This window comes from Amycolatopsis sp. NPDC051371, assembly GCF_040682155.1.
GTDB lineage: Bacteria > Actinomycetota > Actinomycetes > Mycobacteriales > Pseudonocardiaceae > Amycolatopsis.
Map to the genome: position 1 here is coordinate 21,698 of NZ_JBFBAG010000058.1, position 13,635 is coordinate 35,332.

The window sequence follows — 13,635 nt, forward strand, 5'->3', positions numbered from 1 at the left end:
CAAGGTTTATCCCAGCCGATCGGCTAGGACGTCGTTTGCCGATCGACAGGGAGTGACGTACGCTCCGACGGCTCGCTGAGGAGGAAGAATGACCGCCGGCCCGGCCGAGGACACCCGGACCCGACTGCTGCAGACCGCGTTGCGGCTGTTCACCGAACACGGGGTCGAGGGCACGTCGCTGCAGATGATCGCCGACGCGCTCGGGGTCACGAAGGCGGCGGTCTACTACCACTTCAAGACGAAGGCGGAGATCACCGAGGCGGTGGCCGAGCCCGGTGTGCGTGACCTGGACGAACTGGTGCTGCGCGCGGCCGCGCAGAAGCGCCGCGGCGCGCAGGTGGACCTGCTGCTGGAGGGGTTCGTCGACCTGGTGATCCGGCACCGCGCGCTGGTGGCGCTGTTCTCGAGCGACCCGGGTCTCATCCGCGCGATCGAGAAGTCCGCCCACGGCGGCGTGGAGGCTTTCGGTCAGGCGCTGCTCGCCGTCCTGTCGGGCCCGGACCCGACCCCGGCGGCGCGGGTCAACGCGATGGTGACGCTGACGGGCCTCGCGATGGCCGGCGGTTCCCCCGACCTGGCCAGCCTGGGCGACGACGAACTGCGCACGGAACTGCTGGACGTGGGCCGCCGCCTGCTGGGCCGCCCCCGCCGCCGCCTCACCACCCCCGTGTCAACCGCCTGATCACCCGCGATGCCCCTCCAGTCACGCGTGATGCCCGCCCAATCACGCGTGATGCCCCTCCAGTCACGCGTGATGCCGCTCCAGCCACGCGTGATGCCCGCTCAATCACGCGAGAGGCCGCTCCAGCCACGCGTGATGCCCGCTCAATCACGCGAGAGACCGCTCCAGCCACGCGAGTTCCGTCTCTGATCACGCGAGACACGTGCTCAATCACGCGAGGTACGCGCTCGATCACGCGAGTTCCGGCTTCCGTCACGCGCGCCGACGGTCCAGGTACGCGAACCGACCGGCTGGGTACGCGAGCCGACCGCTCGGGTACGGGATTCCGGCTCAGCCGATGCGATAGAGGTACTCCGGCGGCACCGACGTCGTCAGCCAAACGCCGTTCGCGCTGACCTGGAACGCGTGTCCCGCCGCGGCCATCCTCGCGGCGTCGACCTGCAGGATCACCGGCTTTCCGCGCCGGGCTCCCACCGTTCGGGCCGTGTCGAGCGTCGCCGAAAGGTGGAGCGCGTGACGTTTCATCGGGCGCAGACCCTCGAGCAGGATCGCGTCGAGGAACTTCGCCACCGTGCCGTGGTAGAGCACGTCCGGCGGTGTCGCGTCCGCGAGACCGAGGTCGACCGAGACGCTGTGGCCCTGGCTCGCGCGGATGCGGGTGCCGGTCGCGTCGAAGGCGAACCGGCGCTTGTTGTTCGTCTCGACGACCTCGTCGAGCTGTTCACGGGTGATCTTCAATGCTCGCAGCAGGGTGTCGACGTCGACCCAGCCGTCAGGGGCGAGGGTGAGGCCGAGGGCGGCGGGGTCGTGGCGCAGGTGCAGCGCCAGCCGCTTCGAGATGCGGGTGATTTCTTTTTCGTTCATTGCTTTCCCAGGATCCCGCGGCGGGCAAGCGATTTAGATGCCGCCCTCGACCGCCGGACGCAGTTTGCTCGCTCCCGGCCCGAAGCGCGCCAGCGCGTCGTCGTTGTTGTAGAGCGCGCAGCTGCGTAGCGACAGGCACCCGCAGCCGACGCAGCCGGTGAGCCGGTCGCGAAGCCGTTGCAGGGCGTCGATGCGCGCGTCGAGCTCGTGCTGCCAGTCGCGCGAGAGCCGTGCCCAGTCGGCTTTCGTCGGGGCGTGGTCGGCCGGCAGTGACGTCAGCGCCGCGCTGATGTCCTCCAGGGAGAGCCCGACCCGTTGCGCGGCGCGGATGAAGGCGATCCGCCGCAGCACCGAGCGCGAGTAGCGGCGCTGGTTGCCCGCCGACCGCTCCGAGCTGATCAGGCCTTTTTCCTCGTAGAACCGCAGTGCCGTGTGCGGCACCCCGCTGCGGTCCGCCACCTGTCCGATGCTGAGATGTTCAGCGAGCCTCGTCACCAGCTCAGGCTATCCTTGACTTCGAGTTTAGTCGAGGTTGCATCGTCGGAGTATGACCACTACGACCGAACCGGGCTACGCCGAGTTGCCGCGACTGATCTCGCTGATGACCGGCGACGACAAGCACCACGCCGCCGCGGAGTCCACTGTGGACGTGCTGTGGGTGCTGTACGACCGCGTGCTCGACGTCACGCCGTCGAACTTCCGCTCGCCGGACCGTGATCGTTTCCTGTTGTCCAAAGGGCACGGCCCGATGGCGTACTACGCGGTCCTGGCGGTGAAGGGGTTTCTCGACGAGGCTGAGCTGCCGACGTGGTCGAACGCGCTGTCGCGCCTCGGCCACCACCCGGACCGTCGGCGCGTCCCGGGCGTCGAGATCTCGAGCGGCTCCCTCGGCCACGGCCTGCCGATCGCCCTCGGCACGGCGCTGGGCCTGCGCGCCCGCGGGCTGACGTCGAAGGTCGTGACGCTGGTCGGCGACGCCGAGCTGGACGAGGGTTCGAACCACGAGGCGATCGTCGTCGCGGCGCGCTTCGGCCTGGAAAACCTGACGACGGTGGTGATCGACAACCGGTCGTCGACGCGCGGCTGGCCGGGAGGTATCGGGCGCCGTTTCGAGGTGGAGGGCTGGGAGACGCGCACGGTGTCCGGCCGCGACCACTCGGCGCTGTACGAGGCGTTCACGGGTGCCCACCCCGGCCGGCCGCTGGCCGTGATCGCCGTCGTCGAACCGAAGGGCTGATTTTCCATGAGGGAAACGTTTCTGAAGACGACCGAGGAAATTCTGGACGCGGACCCGGACCCGGACCCGGACGTGGCTGTGGTCTTGGCGGACATCTCGGCGGCCCAGCTGGCCGGCGCCGCTCGTCGCCATCCGGGCCGGGTGATCAACGTGGGGATCCGGGAGCAACTGCTGGTCAGCGCCGGTGCGGGTCTGGCGCTGGCGGGGTTGCGGCCGATCGTGCACACGTTCCCGTCGTTCCTGGTGGAGCGGGCTTTCGAGCAGATCAAGCTGGACTTTTCGCACCAGGAGGTGGGTGGGGTTCTGGTGTCGTACGGGGCTTCGTACGACATGTCGGCGGAGGGGCGGACGCATCAGTCACCTGGGGACGTTGCTTTGATCGATTCGTTGCCGGGGTGGACGGTCCACGTGCCGGGGCATGCTGCCGAGGCTCGTCGGTTGTTGCTGGAGTCGGTTCCGGGGGATGGGCGGGTCTATCTGCGGCTTTCGGCGCAGGCTAACGCTTCGCCGCATCTCGGGGTTGGCTTCACTCGGCTGCGGTTCGGGGCGTCCGGTGTTGTGGTGGCTGTGGGGCCGGTGCTGGATCGGGTGCTGCGGGCGTGCGCGGGCCTGGATGTGACGGTGTTGTATGTGTCTACTATTCGGCCTTTTGACGCGGCTGGTTTGCGGTCGGCCGTGCTTTCGGCTTCGCCTTCAGTGGTTCTTGTGGAGCCTTATCTGGCTGGGACTTCGGCTTACTGGGTTTCGGAGGCTTTGTCGGACTTGCCGCATCGGTTGCGGTCGTTGGGGGTTCGGCGGGATGCGGAGGTTCGGACTTATGGGGGAATCGCGGACCATGATCTGGCGCATGGGCTGGATGCGGGGTCGTTGAGGCTGTCGATCAGGGATTTCCTGGGGGAGTAGGGGGAGTACCGGAGGTGTCGACGGTGGCGGGATGTCGGTAGCCGATGCTGACCTTGCGGTTTCGGTGGATCGTCCGTTCCTCGTCGAGCAGTTTCATGAGTTTTCTGTTGCTTCGGCGTTCTTCCGCCGTACTGTCGGGAAGCTCGATATGCAGCCTTTCGTAGACTTTGAATCGGTTCAGGTCGATGACGGTCGCCACTGCGACCATGTAGTCGGCGGCGGAGGCGACGGATGCGCGATAGGCGACATAGCTGAGTGTGTAGGGGATCATGGCGAGCAGCAACCACCAGCCGTCAGTCAGCAATCCGCCCGTCGTCAGCAAGAAGGCCACGAAAGAAACCACGCACAGGCGGACCGCGGTGTCGAGTTGTTGCCGGCTGTCCCGCAGGTAACGCACGTGGCTTTCCTCGGCGACGAGCGCCAGGTGCGGTGCGATGAGTATGGCGTCGATCCCGTACGGCCGGCCAGCCGAGTCTTCGCCGCTGCGGAGGGCGTTGCCGAGCCGGGTGGGAAGGATCCGGTCCCGGGCGGGATATAGCGCGGGATAGGCGTTCAACGTTGCGTAGATCGACTCCCGTGCCGCGTGCAGTCCGGTGAAGCGGTTGCCGTCCTCGGATTCGAAGAGTGGCGCTCGTTCACTGTCGAAGTCGTCCGGGTCCGTACCGCGGCCGGTCAGGATCTTGTCGAGTCCGGAACGCCATCTATCTTCGAGCGCTTTCATGCGCTTCTTGAGCCGGGCGTGCCGACGGCGGTGGCGACCGATCCGCCAGCGCAGTGCGACGCGAGCGGGCAGTGAACTGCCCCAATATCCTTCGAGCAGCCGAGTCATGGCGAACTGCAGCGGGTGCAGGAAAAGGGCGACGATCAGGGTCAGGAGGACCATCCAGGCAACGGTGCGGACGGACACAGCCGCGAGCCAGTCCTTGAGCGTGTCGATATCGGGCTTGCCGGCCCAGGCATTGCTCGCTGTCAGTGCCGCTGTCCACAGCACCAGGAAGAGCGAGGGGACCATGCTGACGAGGCTGAAGTAGCGCCCGACTCGGCTGCCGACGGACATGGTCGTATCCGCGACGGACGACGTCATGCTCCGTCCGGAGTGACTCGCCGCCCGCATTCGTCGCAGTGGTAGCGACCAGGCGCGGTTTCGCTCACGGTGTGTTTCCTGCGCGTGGCCTTGCAGTACTGGCAGACCGGTTTCGGTTTGCCGCGGTCTCCGCGCCGGTTGCCGGGCAGGCGTGACGGGGGATCGCTGTAGCCGAGGATCGCTCGCACCCGAAGGAGCTTGAGCGTCAACCGCAGGGTTCGCACAGCCGTCACCCCCGCCCTCCAGGATTCGACCATGTTAGGCCAGCATTCAGGCCTAGTCGACAAGCCGAGACGAGGTGGTGATGGGCTTCTCGCCCTGGGCGGTGCCTGTCGTCGGGATCGTTGTGGTTGCCGTGGCCGGGGTGTTCGGGGCGCAGTGGGCCTGGCTCGCCGCGGCGATTCTGTTGGCGATGGGAGTGGGCGGGATCGGCTGGGTGGTGCTTCGCGAGCCGCAGGCCGATAGCGTGACCTCCATGGGGCTCACCATCAGGCCGCTCGCGCTCGCGGTCATCTGGCGTGACGACGCGCTGCTCGTCTTCGAAGGGCGGGACGACTTCAAGGACGAGACCTACTACCGTCCCCTCGGGGGTGGGGTCGAGTTCGGCGAGAGCAGCAAGGACGCCCTCAAGCGCGAGTTCGTCGAAGAGCTCGACGCCGAGATCAAAGTCGGGAAGCGGCTCGGGGTGCTCGAGAACGTCTTCACCTGGCGTGATCGACCCGGGCACGAGATCGCCTTTGTCTACGAAGCCGCGTTCGTCGATGACGGTCTCTACCACCGCGAGGAGATGAAGATCCTCGATGACCCCGCCACCGCGCGGTGGGTGGCCATCGAGGACTTCACGAACGGCAGCAAGATCCTCTACCCCAACGGGCTCACAGAACTGCTCTCATCGGAGTAGCGATCGCGCGGTCGGCTCCAGCGGAACCGATGACTCCGAAGCCTCCCGGCTGAACGACACCGTGAACGGCCCGTCCGTGCGCACCGGCAGCTGGGGGAAGTTGTTCGGCGACGGCTCCGTCTCGAACACCGCGAAAGCCGATGGCGACGCCGCAAAGGACATGTAGACCCCGGACCCCGGCGGCGGAGAAGCCAGCCCGCGACGGACCGGACGCAGCAGCAGCACGTTGTCCGAGTCGACCATCGTGGCGTTCGCCGCGTCCCGGGAGCGCCGCCAGGCCGGGCCGAAGTAGAACGATTCGAGGGCCGCCTTCCGGGCGGACATCGACTGGAACCCCCGCAGCCACAAGAACTCGTCCGGCGATGACGGCACGCGGAACAGCCCGAACAGGTGCGCCCCGGCCGCTTCCTGAGGTGAGACGAACTCGCGCTCGAACAACGAAATCAGCTCGTCGCGACGCCCCGGGTGCAGGGTGTAGCGCCGTAGCTCCAGCACCGTTTCGAAAGAAGAGAAGTCCACGCCGAGGAAGCTACCGGCGACCACCGACAAAAACGGATCAGCGGAACGCCGCCAGCCCCGTCACCGCCTGGCCCAGGGACAGCGCGTGCATCTCCTCCGTGCCCTCGTACGTCAGCACCGTCTCGAGGTTCGCCATGTGCCGCATCACCGGGTACTCCAGCGAAATCCCGTTCGCGCCCAGCATCGAACGCGCCTCGCGCGCCGCGGAAAGAGCCGAGCGGACGTTCGCCATCTTGCCGAAGCTCACGTGGTTGTGGTGCAACGACCCCGCGTCCTTCAGCCGCCCGATCTGCATCGCCACCAGACCCGCTCGGTTGACCTCCACCAGCAGGTCGGCCAGCTTGCGCTGCGTCAGCTGGAACCCGGCCAGCGGCTTGCCGAACTGCGACCGCGACAACGTGTACTCCAGCGCCGACTCGTAACACGCGCGAGCCGCGCCGACCACGCCGAACAAGATCCCGTAGCGCGCCTCGTTCAAGCACGACAGCGGGCCCTTCAAGCCCCGGACCTCGGGGAATGCCGCAGACGCAGGCAGCCGGACGCCGTCGAGGACCAGCTCCGCCGTCAGGGACGCCCGCAGGGACAGCTTGTGCTTGACCTCGTTGGCCGTGAACCCCGGGGTCGACGTCGGGACGACGAAGCCGCGGATTCCGTCGTCGGTCTGGGCCCAGACCACCGCGACGTCGGCGACCGTTCCGTTGGTGATCCACATCTTCGTGCCCGACAGCACCCAGTCGGACCCGTCGCGCACCGCCCGGGTCCGCATCGAGCCCGGGTCGCTGCCCGCGTCCGGCTCGGTCAGGCCGAAGCAGCCCAGCGCGTCGCCGGTGGCCATTCGCGGCAGCCACTCCTGACGCTGCTCCTCGCTGCCCCACTTGTGGATCCCGTACATCGCCAGCGAACCCTGCACCGACACGAAGCTCCGCAGCCCCGAGTCGACGGCTTCCAGTTCGCGGCACGCGATGCCGTACGCGACCGCGCTGGTGCCGGCGCAGCCGTAACCCTCCAGGTGCATGCCCAGCAGTCCCAGCGAACCGAAGCCCTTGGCCAGCTCGGCGGCCGGCAGCGCGCCCGATTCGTACCAGTCCGCGATGTGATCCAGCAGGTTGTCCTTCGCGTACCCGCGGACGGCGTCGCGGATGGCGCGCTCCTCCTCGGCGAGCCCGGCGTCGAGGTCGAGGAAGTCGTGCGGATCAGGGGTGCGGCTCATGGGGGCTCCCGGGGGACGCGTCGATGCGGCCCCCGCAGGAAACCACAGTCAGGCGTCTGTCTTCCGCGTGGCGTTCGTCACGCGGGCAGCAGACGCGGACGGCGAACACCGCGGCCGGATCTGCTGGCGAGGGATCAGCAGCTCACTGAACTGCGGAAACGGCACGCTCTCGATGTCGTCACGCCAGGCGTGCAGCATCTGGGACAGCAGGTCGTCCTCGGCCATCTTCGCCTCCTCGGCGTCCGGTCGTGCCGGGGTCAGCCCACACGATCGGGTGACTTGATACCCAGTCGCCGGGACGCTCAAACGGCCTTCTCCAAGATTCTTCCGGCCGGTGACCCTTCCGTGGCAGAATCGCGTCGCCGCCGCCAAGGCCTCTACTCCCGAGGAGCGCACATGCGCGCGGCCAGTCTGCTCGCTCTCACCACTGCCACCCTGCTGACGGCCACCGGCGTCGCCACAGCGCACGAAAACCCCTGGCGCCAGGTCGGGCACACGACCGCCGAGAACCGGGTCAGCGGCGAGGGCATCACCACGCTGCGCCTGCCCGGCCACGCCCCCGAGATCGTCTACCGCAACGGCGCCACTATCCCGCAGCCGCTCAAGGACGAGGGCTGGGGCCACGTCGGCGACCCGGACTCGCTGCGCGGCTACGTCTTCGACGTCTACCAGGACACCGTCACCCCGACGCCCACGAAGAAGATGTACCTGGTCACCCAGCCCGACGGGACGACGACGGAGTTCGTCCACCCGCTGCAGGCCGACGAGCCGGCCCCGAACGCCAACGCCCAGGTCGCGGCCACCCCCGACGGCCAGTGGCTGGTCTCCGGCCCGCTCGGCGAGATCGACCGCCTCTACGTCTCCCCGACGCCGTTCCTCAACCCCCGCGGCCCGAAGCAGGCCGGCGACCTCCCCGTCGCCGCCCGCATCCATCTCGACCACCACATCCGCAGCGCCCAGGGCTGCGACTTCGTCAGCCCGACCCGCCTGATCTGCGCGACGAGCGATCCGTACAACGACCTGTACGCGACGAACCTGCAGCTCCTGCAGATCGATCTCCCGCGGCCGGTGAACGGCCACGACGTCACGGCGAAGGTGCGCGAGATCAGCCAGGTTCCGCTGGTCAGCACCTGCACCGGCACGTTCACTCCCGAAGGCGTCGACTACGACGCCGGCGTGCTGCGCGTCGAGGTCGTGCCGCCGGCGCCGTGCAACACCGTGACGGACGTCTATTCGTTCGAGCGCCGCTGACGGCGACGGCTACGCTGGGTGGCGTGTCTCGTGTGGTGATTCTCGACTACGGCTCCGGCAACCTCCGCTCCGCCGAACGCGCTGTGGCGCGCGCCGGGGCCGAAGTCGAGGTCACCGCCGACCCGCATGCCGCGATCGAGGCCGACGGCCTGGTCGTGCCCGGGGTCGGCGCGTACTCGGCGTGCATGGCGGGGCTCCTGGACGTCAAGGGCCACCGGATCATCGGCAAGCGCCTCGCCGGCGGCCGTCCGGTGCTCGGCATCTGCGTCGGCATGCAGATCCTCTTCTCCCGCGGTGTCGAGCACGGCGACGAGACCGAGGGCACGGGGGAGTGGCCGGGCGTCGTCGACCGGCTGAACGCCGACGTCCTGCCGCACATGGGCTGGAACACCGTGCGCGCGCCGGCGGACTCGCAGCTCTTCGCCGGCCTCGACCCGCACGAGCGGTTCTACTTCGTCCACTCGTACGCCGCCCGCACGTGGGAGCTGGAGTCCGGCCTGCCCGGCCAGGAACCGAAGGTCACCTGGGCCAACCACGGCGAGGACTTCGTCGCGGCGGTCGAGAACGGGCCGCTGTGGGCCACCCAGTTCCACCCGGAGAAGTCCGGTGACGCGGGCGCGCAGCTGCTGCGGAACTGGCTCGCGACCCTCTGACCGGGTGACGCGGGTCTCCGCCCTAGAGTTACGGGCGTGACTTTCACGCTGCTTCCCGCCGTTGATGTGGCCGATGGCCAGGCCGTGCGACTCGTCCAGGGCGAGGCCGGCACCGAGACCTCCTATGGCAGCCCGCTCGAAGCGGCGCTCGCCTGGGAGCGCGACGGCGCCGAGTGGATCCACCTGGTCGACCTCGACGCCGCCTTCGGCAAGGGCAGCAACCGCGAGCTGCTCGCCGACGTCGTCGGGCGCCTCGACGTCCAGGTCGAGCTCTCCGGCGGCATCCGCGACGACGCCTCGCTGAAGGCCGCGCTCGCCACCGGCGCCCGCCGCGTCAACCTCGGCACCGCCGCGCTCGAGGACCCGGAGTGGACCGCCCGCGTGATCGGCGAGTACGGCGACCGCGTCGCGATCGGCCTCGACGTGCGGATCACCGAGGCCGGCCACCGGCTCTCGGCCCGCGGCTGGACGTCCGACGGCGGCGACCTCTGGGAGGTCCTCGAGCGGCTGGACCGCGACGGCGCGTCCCGCTACGTCGTGACGGACGTGAGCAAGGACGGCACCCTGAAGGGCCCGAACCTCGAGCTGCTGCGCGACGTCGTTGCCCGCACCGACGCGCCGGTGATCGCCTCCGGCGGCGTGTCCAGTGTGGACGACCTCGTCGCACTGGCCGGCCTGGCCTCCGACGGCGTCGAGGGGTCCATCGTCGGGAAGGCGCTCTACGCCGGGGCGTTCACGCTGCCCGAGGCCCTCGCCGCGGTCGCGAAGGTCTAGTTCCCTCCGACGTAATCGACGTCGTGCGGGGAAAGCGTCAGGATTCCTTTCAGGACAACGAAAGGAACGCCATGACCGCCTACGGACTGGCCCACCTGCGCCCGCCCGCCGTGCTGCCCGAGGACGTCTTCCGGTACCTGGAGCGCATCCAGGCGACGCTCGGTCCGTACGGCGGCAAGTTCGTCGTCCACGGCTCGCCGGTGCAGGTCATGGAAGGCGAGTGGCCCGGCGCGCTCGTCGTCATCGAGTTCCCGGACCTCGCCGCGGCGCACGAGTGGTACGACTCACCCGCCTACCGCGAGATCCTGCGGCTGCGCGCCGACCACATCCCCGGTGACCTGGTGCTCGTCGAAGGCTGCGGGCCGGACCACGACTCGGCCGCGATGGCCGCGGCGATGCGCGCGGCGAGCGTGGCCCCGATAAGACCTGGTCTCAAAACTTAAGGGTGTGTCACTGCGTAACCTGCCGGTCCTGGTCGTCGATCGTGGGCAGTCGTGGCGAAGACGACGCAGCAGCGGCGGGTCGAAGACCGGCTCTGGGAGCTGATCGAACCCCTGATCCCGTCCCGACCAGCGCCGCGCGGTCCGGGTGGGCGGCCCCGGATCGATGACCGTGCCGCGCTGGAGGGGATCTTGTTCGTGCTCGACACCGGCTGCCGCTGGCGAGACCTACCCGAGCAGCTCGGATGCGGTTCCGGGCACACCGCGTGGCGGCGGTTACGTGAGTGGCAGGACGCCGGCGTGTGGGACCGGCTGCACCAGCTCGTGCTCGACGAGCTGTCCAACGTCGACGAGCTCGACTGGACCAGAGGCTGCATCGACGCGGTGTCGGTGGGGTCGAAAAGGGGGGCGAGCTGACCGGCCGCAGCCCCACTGACCGGGGTAAAGCCGGCTCCAAGTACCACGTTCTGTGCGACGCGAACGGGCTACCGCTGCACATCATGTTGTCGGCGGCAAACACCCACGACAGCATGCTATTCGAGCCGCTGCCGGACACGAACCCGACCGTGCGCGGCCACCACGGCCGGGCGGCCCGGCCACGATGCCGACCGGACAAGCTGCACGCCGACAAGGGCTACGACTACCGCCGCTGCCGCCGCTACCTGACCCGCCGCGGAATCAAGGTCCGTATCGCCCGGCGCGGATTGAGGGCAACTCCCGCCTCGGCCGGGTCCGCTGGGTCGTCGAACGCACCCTCTCCTGGCTGCTGCGGTTCACACGCCTCGGGCTGCGCTACGACCGGACCGAACGCACCACGCTGGCGCTACTCACGCTGGCCTGCACCGTGATCAACGTCCGCCGGCTCATCAAGATCGAGCTCTGCGACCAGGTCTAACGCATCCATTCATTCGTTTGGGATACATCGGTAGCTCCGTGTCGTTGGGTGGGGGTGACTGGTGAGCTTCTGAGCGCGGAGCAGGTCCTCGGGTCGGCACGGGGCCCCCGTCACCACGAGGGAGATCGATCTCCTGGAGGAGGCTGCAGCCGCGTTGCTGACGGCACCATCGACGGGGATGAACGAGCACTCTCGTCGGGAAGTGATCAGCCATCGGTGGGGCCGCCTCTTCAGAGGCGTTCGATGCGGTCGGCCTGCGGGCCCCGGTCGCTCTGACGCACCGCGTACCGGACCCGGTCACCCTTCTGCAGCGGCTCCGACCCCATGATCACGGACGCGTGGGCGAAGAGATCGTCGCCGCCTGCGTCCGGGGTGATGAAGCCGAAGCCGCGGTCGTCGTCGTAGCGCGCGACGACGCCCTCGCCGCCTCGTACGGGCACGTCCCGCGCCGCTGGCCCTGCGGCCGCGGCAGGTGCCGACCGCTGCGGCGCCGTCTGGGGCTCGGCGCCCCGGACCAGGTGCACGTCGCGGGCCTGCGGGCCCTTGTCTCCACTAGCCACCTCGTAGGCGACGCGGTCGCCCTCCGCGAGCCACGTCAGCCCCTCGGCCAGGGCCCGGGCGTGAACGAAGACGTCCCCGGCGCCGGAGTCGGGGTTGATGAAGCCGAAGCCCTTGTCCTCGTCGTACCAGGCCACCGTGCCGTCGGCACCGTCCGCGATACCAGCCGCAGCGGGTGAGCCGGCCCCTGCTCCCAGCGGGATCACGTGCCCGGCCTGCGGGCCGCGCTCGCCTTCGACGATCAGGAAGGCCACCCGCTGCCCCTCGGTGACCACGCCGCCGGTCACGATGGCGGAGCTGTGCACGAAGATGTCGGCGCCGCCGCCGTCCGGCGACGCGAAGCCGTACCCCTTGCCCGGCTCGTACCAGTTGATGGTGCCGAGCAGGCCCACGGCGCTGCCGGTGGCCGCATCGGCGGTGACGCGAACGTGCAGCGCCTGGGGCCCGCGGTCGTTCTCGCCGACCTCGAACACGACGGCCTGACCCTCGCGGAGCATTTTCGCGCCGCCGTCCCCGACGATCTCGGAGGCGTGCACGAACACGTCCGGCGAGCCGTCCTCGGGCGCGAGGAAGCCGAAACCACGTTCGGCGTCGAACCAACGGACGGTTCCTTGCGGCATCAAAGGCTCCAGGTCGAGAGGGCGGGCACTGGCCCCCAGTCTCTCTGACAGTCCTCCGGTCCGTCGGGCCGGGCCCACGGGCGGGCGGTGCGGAGCCAGGGGCGGGCCGTTGGTTCACCTAGCGACACGCCGAGTTTTGAGACCAGGTCTAAGGGGCTGACAGCGGCACTCGCTTCCCCTAGGTTGCCGCGGGTGGAGGAGATCGTCACCCAGCTCGAAATGACCGCCGCCGAACAGCTCAACCCCGCGCCGGTCGTCGACGGCGTCGCGCTCGAAGCCACCGAGGCCGGACCCGTCATCCGCGACCTGCACGTCCGGATCGGCGCGCCGTACCGGTGGCCGAGTGCGTCCAGGACGGACGAGGACTGGGAAAGCTGGCTCGCCGAACCGGAACGGCAGTACCGGCTCATCGAGTACCGCGGCGACGTCGCGGGTGCCGCGGACGTCGAGCCGGGGCAAGGCGGCGACGTCGAGATCACCACCTTCGGCCTGCTGCCGGAGTTCGTCGGCAAGGGGCTCGGCGGCTACGCGCTCACCCTCGTCGTCGCCGACGCGTGGACGCTACCGGGTGCGCGCCGAGTCTGGCTGCACACCTCGACGCTCGACCACCCGAACGCGCTGCCGAACTACCTGCGCCGCGGGTTCCGTAGCTTCAGCCGTCCAGCTTGACGGCGATCCCGACCGTCCGGTCCGCCGGGCCGCGCAGCTTCGAGAAGAACATCGTGACCCGCCCGACGATGCCGTACTTGCGCGCGATCGCCTTCCGGACGCGCTCGGTCTCCGAAATGTCCAGCAGCCGGGCCTGCCCGGAGGCGACCGCGCCGTGCGTCTTCTGCCCGCGCAGGTCGCACGCCTGGACCTCGACCCGGCCGCTGTTGCGGATGCGCTTGACCTTCCCGGCCTTGCGCTCCGACCACAGCACCAGCTCGCCGCCGTCGCCGGCCACCCAGATCGGGGTGGGCACCGCGCGGCCGTCGCGGCGGAACGTGGTCAGGACGACGTAGCGCTCGGCCGCGAGCCGGTCCGTTTCGGAAGCCATGCGCC

At 69.2% G+C, this 13,635-nt stretch carries 18 protein-coding genes and 2 pseudogenes; 11 read left to right on the plus strand and 9 right to left on the minus strand.

Annotation, left to right across the window (positions count from 1 at the left end; genetic code table 11):
• Positions 1–88: 88 nt before the first annotated feature.
• Positions 89–682 carry a TetR family transcriptional regulator gene (locus tag AB0M59_RS45505; RefSeq protein ID WP_364628159.1) on the plus strand — a complete coding sequence of 198 codons (594 nt, stop codon included), beginning with the start codon at positions 89–91 and terminating at the stop codon, positions 680–682.
• Between the two features lie 330 nt (positions 683–1,012).
• Here the strand turns inward: AB0M59_RS45505 and AB0M59_RS45510 are convergent, their stop codons facing one another.
• Together AB0M59_RS45510 and soxR are read right to left on the minus strand one after the other, a co-directional pair.
• A complete protein-coding gene (locus AB0M59_RS45510; RefSeq protein ID WP_364628161.1) occupies positions 1,013–1,546 on the minus strand; it encodes an RNA 2'-phosphotransferase in 534 nt (177 codons plus the stop codon).
• 33 nt (positions 1,547–1,579) lie between these two features.
• Positions 1,580–2,041 (minus strand): redox-sensitive transcriptional activator SoxR, encoded by a 462-nt coding sequence (soxR, locus tag AB0M59_RS45515; RefSeq protein ID WP_364628163.1) that lies wholly within the window; start codon positions 2,039–2,041, stop codon positions 1,580–1,582.
• Between the two features lie 52 nt (positions 2,042–2,093).
• Here soxR and AB0M59_RS45520 point away from each other — a divergent pair, with 52 nt between their 5' ends.
• Both AB0M59_RS45520 and AB0M59_RS45525 read left to right on the plus strand, forming a co-directional pair.
• Complete coding sequence (locus AB0M59_RS45520; protein ID WP_364628164.1) at positions 2,094–2,783, plus strand: thiamine pyrophosphate-dependent enzyme; 690 nt, start codon at positions 2,094–2,096, stop codon at positions 2,781–2,783.
• Between the two features lie 6 nt (positions 2,784–2,789).
• Positions 2,790–3,686, plus strand: coding sequence for a transketolase (locus AB0M59_RS45525; RefSeq protein ID WP_364628166.1), 897 nt, complete (start codon positions 2,790–2,792; stop codon positions 3,684–3,686).
• On the opposite strand, the gene AB0M59_RS45530 is transcribed toward AB0M59_RS45525, so the two are convergent.
• Positions 3,664–4,770, minus strand: coding sequence for a hypothetical protein (locus AB0M59_RS45530; protein WP_364628168.1), 1,107 nt, complete (start codon positions 4,768–4,770; stop codon positions 3,664–3,666). The two genes, AB0M59_RS45525 and AB0M59_RS45530, sit on opposite strands and share 23 nt — an antisense overlap.
• 304 nt (positions 4,771–5,074) lie before the next feature.
• Here AB0M59_RS45530 and AB0M59_RS45535 point away from each other — a divergent pair, with 304 nt between their 5' ends.
• Positions 5,075–5,671: an NUDIX hydrolase gene (locus tag AB0M59_RS45535; RefSeq protein ID WP_364628169.1), complete on the plus strand. Its 597-nt coding sequence runs from the start codon at positions 5,075–5,077 to the stop codon at positions 5,669–5,671.
• Here the strand turns inward: AB0M59_RS45535 and AB0M59_RS45540 are convergent.
• From AB0M59_RS45540 to AB0M59_RS45550, 3 genes are read right to left on the minus strand one after another with little or no spacing between them, the layout of a single operon-like run.
• A complete protein-coding gene (locus tag AB0M59_RS45540) occupies positions 5,660–6,190 on the minus strand; it encodes an NIPSNAP family protein (protein WP_364628171.1) in 531 nt (176 codons plus the stop codon). The genes AB0M59_RS45535 and AB0M59_RS45540 overlap by 12 nt on opposite strands.
• 37 nt (positions 6,191–6,227) lie before the next feature.
• On the minus strand, positions 6,228–7,400 hold the full coding sequence (locus AB0M59_RS45545) for an acyl-CoA dehydrogenase family protein (protein WP_364628173.1): 1,173 nt from the start codon (positions 7,398–7,400) through the stop codon (positions 6,228–6,230).
• 48 nt (positions 7,401–7,448) lie between these two features.
• Positions 7,449–7,625, minus strand: a complete 177-nt coding sequence (locus AB0M59_RS45550) for a hypothetical protein (RefSeq protein ID WP_364628175.1) — start codon at positions 7,623–7,625, stop codon at positions 7,449–7,451.
• Positions 7,626–7,796: 171 nt separating this feature from the next.
• On the opposite strand from AB0M59_RS45550, the gene AB0M59_RS45555 reads away from it, so the two are divergent.
• The 6 genes and pseudogenes from AB0M59_RS45555 to AB0M59_RS45580 all read left to right on the plus strand — a co-directional run bounded on the left by AB0M59_RS45555 (position 7,797) and on the right by AB0M59_RS45580 (position 11,413).
• A complete protein-coding gene (locus AB0M59_RS45555) occupies positions 7,797–8,651 on the plus strand; it encodes a hypothetical protein (protein WP_364628177.1) in 855 nt (284 codons plus the stop codon).
• A 32-nt stretch (positions 8,652–8,683) separates the two neighbouring features.
• Positions 8,684–9,304, plus strand: coding sequence for an imidazole glycerol phosphate synthase subunit HisH (hisH, locus tag AB0M59_RS45560; RefSeq protein ID WP_364628242.1), 621 nt, complete (start codon positions 8,684–8,686; stop codon positions 9,302–9,304).
• A gap of 36 nt (positions 9,305–9,340) precedes the next feature.
• Positions 9,341–10,078, plus strand: coding sequence for a bifunctional 1-(5-phosphoribosyl)-5-((5-phosphoribosylamino)methylideneamino)imidazole-4-carboxamide isomerase/phosphoribosylanthranilate isomerase PriA (gene priA, locus AB0M59_RS45565; protein WP_364628179.1), 738 nt, complete (start codon positions 9,341–9,343; stop codon positions 10,076–10,078).
• A 71-nt stretch (positions 10,079–10,149) separates the two neighbouring features.
• Positions 10,150–10,521 (plus strand): DUF1330 domain-containing protein, encoded by a 372-nt coding sequence (locus tag AB0M59_RS45570; protein ID WP_364628181.1) that lies wholly within the window; start codon positions 10,150–10,152, stop codon positions 10,519–10,521.
• 51 nt (positions 10,522–10,572) lie between these two features.
• Entirely contained in the window at positions 10,573–10,935 is a 363-nt protein-coding gene (locus AB0M59_RS45575; RefSeq protein WP_364628183.1) for a transposase, read from the plus strand.
• Positions 10,821–11,413, plus strand: a pseudogene (locus AB0M59_RS45580) (IS5 family transposase). The gene AB0M59_RS45575 and the pseudogene AB0M59_RS45580 overlap by 115 nt, the downstream one beginning before the upstream one ends.
• 230 nt (positions 11,414–11,643) lie before the next feature.
• Here AB0M59_RS45580 and AB0M59_RS45585 read toward each other — a convergent pair.
• Positions 11,644–12,363 (minus strand): cold shock domain-containing protein, encoded by a 720-nt coding sequence (locus AB0M59_RS45585; RefSeq protein WP_364628244.1) that lies wholly within the window; start codon positions 12,361–12,363, stop codon positions 11,644–11,646.
• Positions 12,364–12,393: 30 nt separating this feature from the next.
• Positions 12,394–12,591 (minus strand): annotated as a pseudogene (locus tag AB0M59_RS45590) (cold shock domain-containing protein); the annotation flags it as partial.
• Between the two features lie 192 nt (positions 12,592–12,783).
• Here AB0M59_RS45590 and AB0M59_RS45595 point away from each other — a divergent pair.
• Positions 12,784–13,260, plus strand: a complete 477-nt coding sequence (locus AB0M59_RS45595) for a GNAT family N-acetyltransferase (RefSeq protein ID WP_364628185.1) — start codon at positions 12,784–12,786, stop codon at positions 13,258–13,260.
• Here the strand turns inward: AB0M59_RS45595 and AB0M59_RS45600 are convergent.
• Positions 13,244–13,630, minus strand: a complete 387-nt coding sequence (locus tag AB0M59_RS45600) for a PPOX class F420-dependent oxidoreductase (protein ID WP_364628187.1) — start codon at positions 13,628–13,630, stop codon at positions 13,244–13,246. The genes AB0M59_RS45595 and AB0M59_RS45600 overlap by 17 nt on opposite strands.
• Positions 13,631–13,635 lie beyond the last annotated feature (5 nt).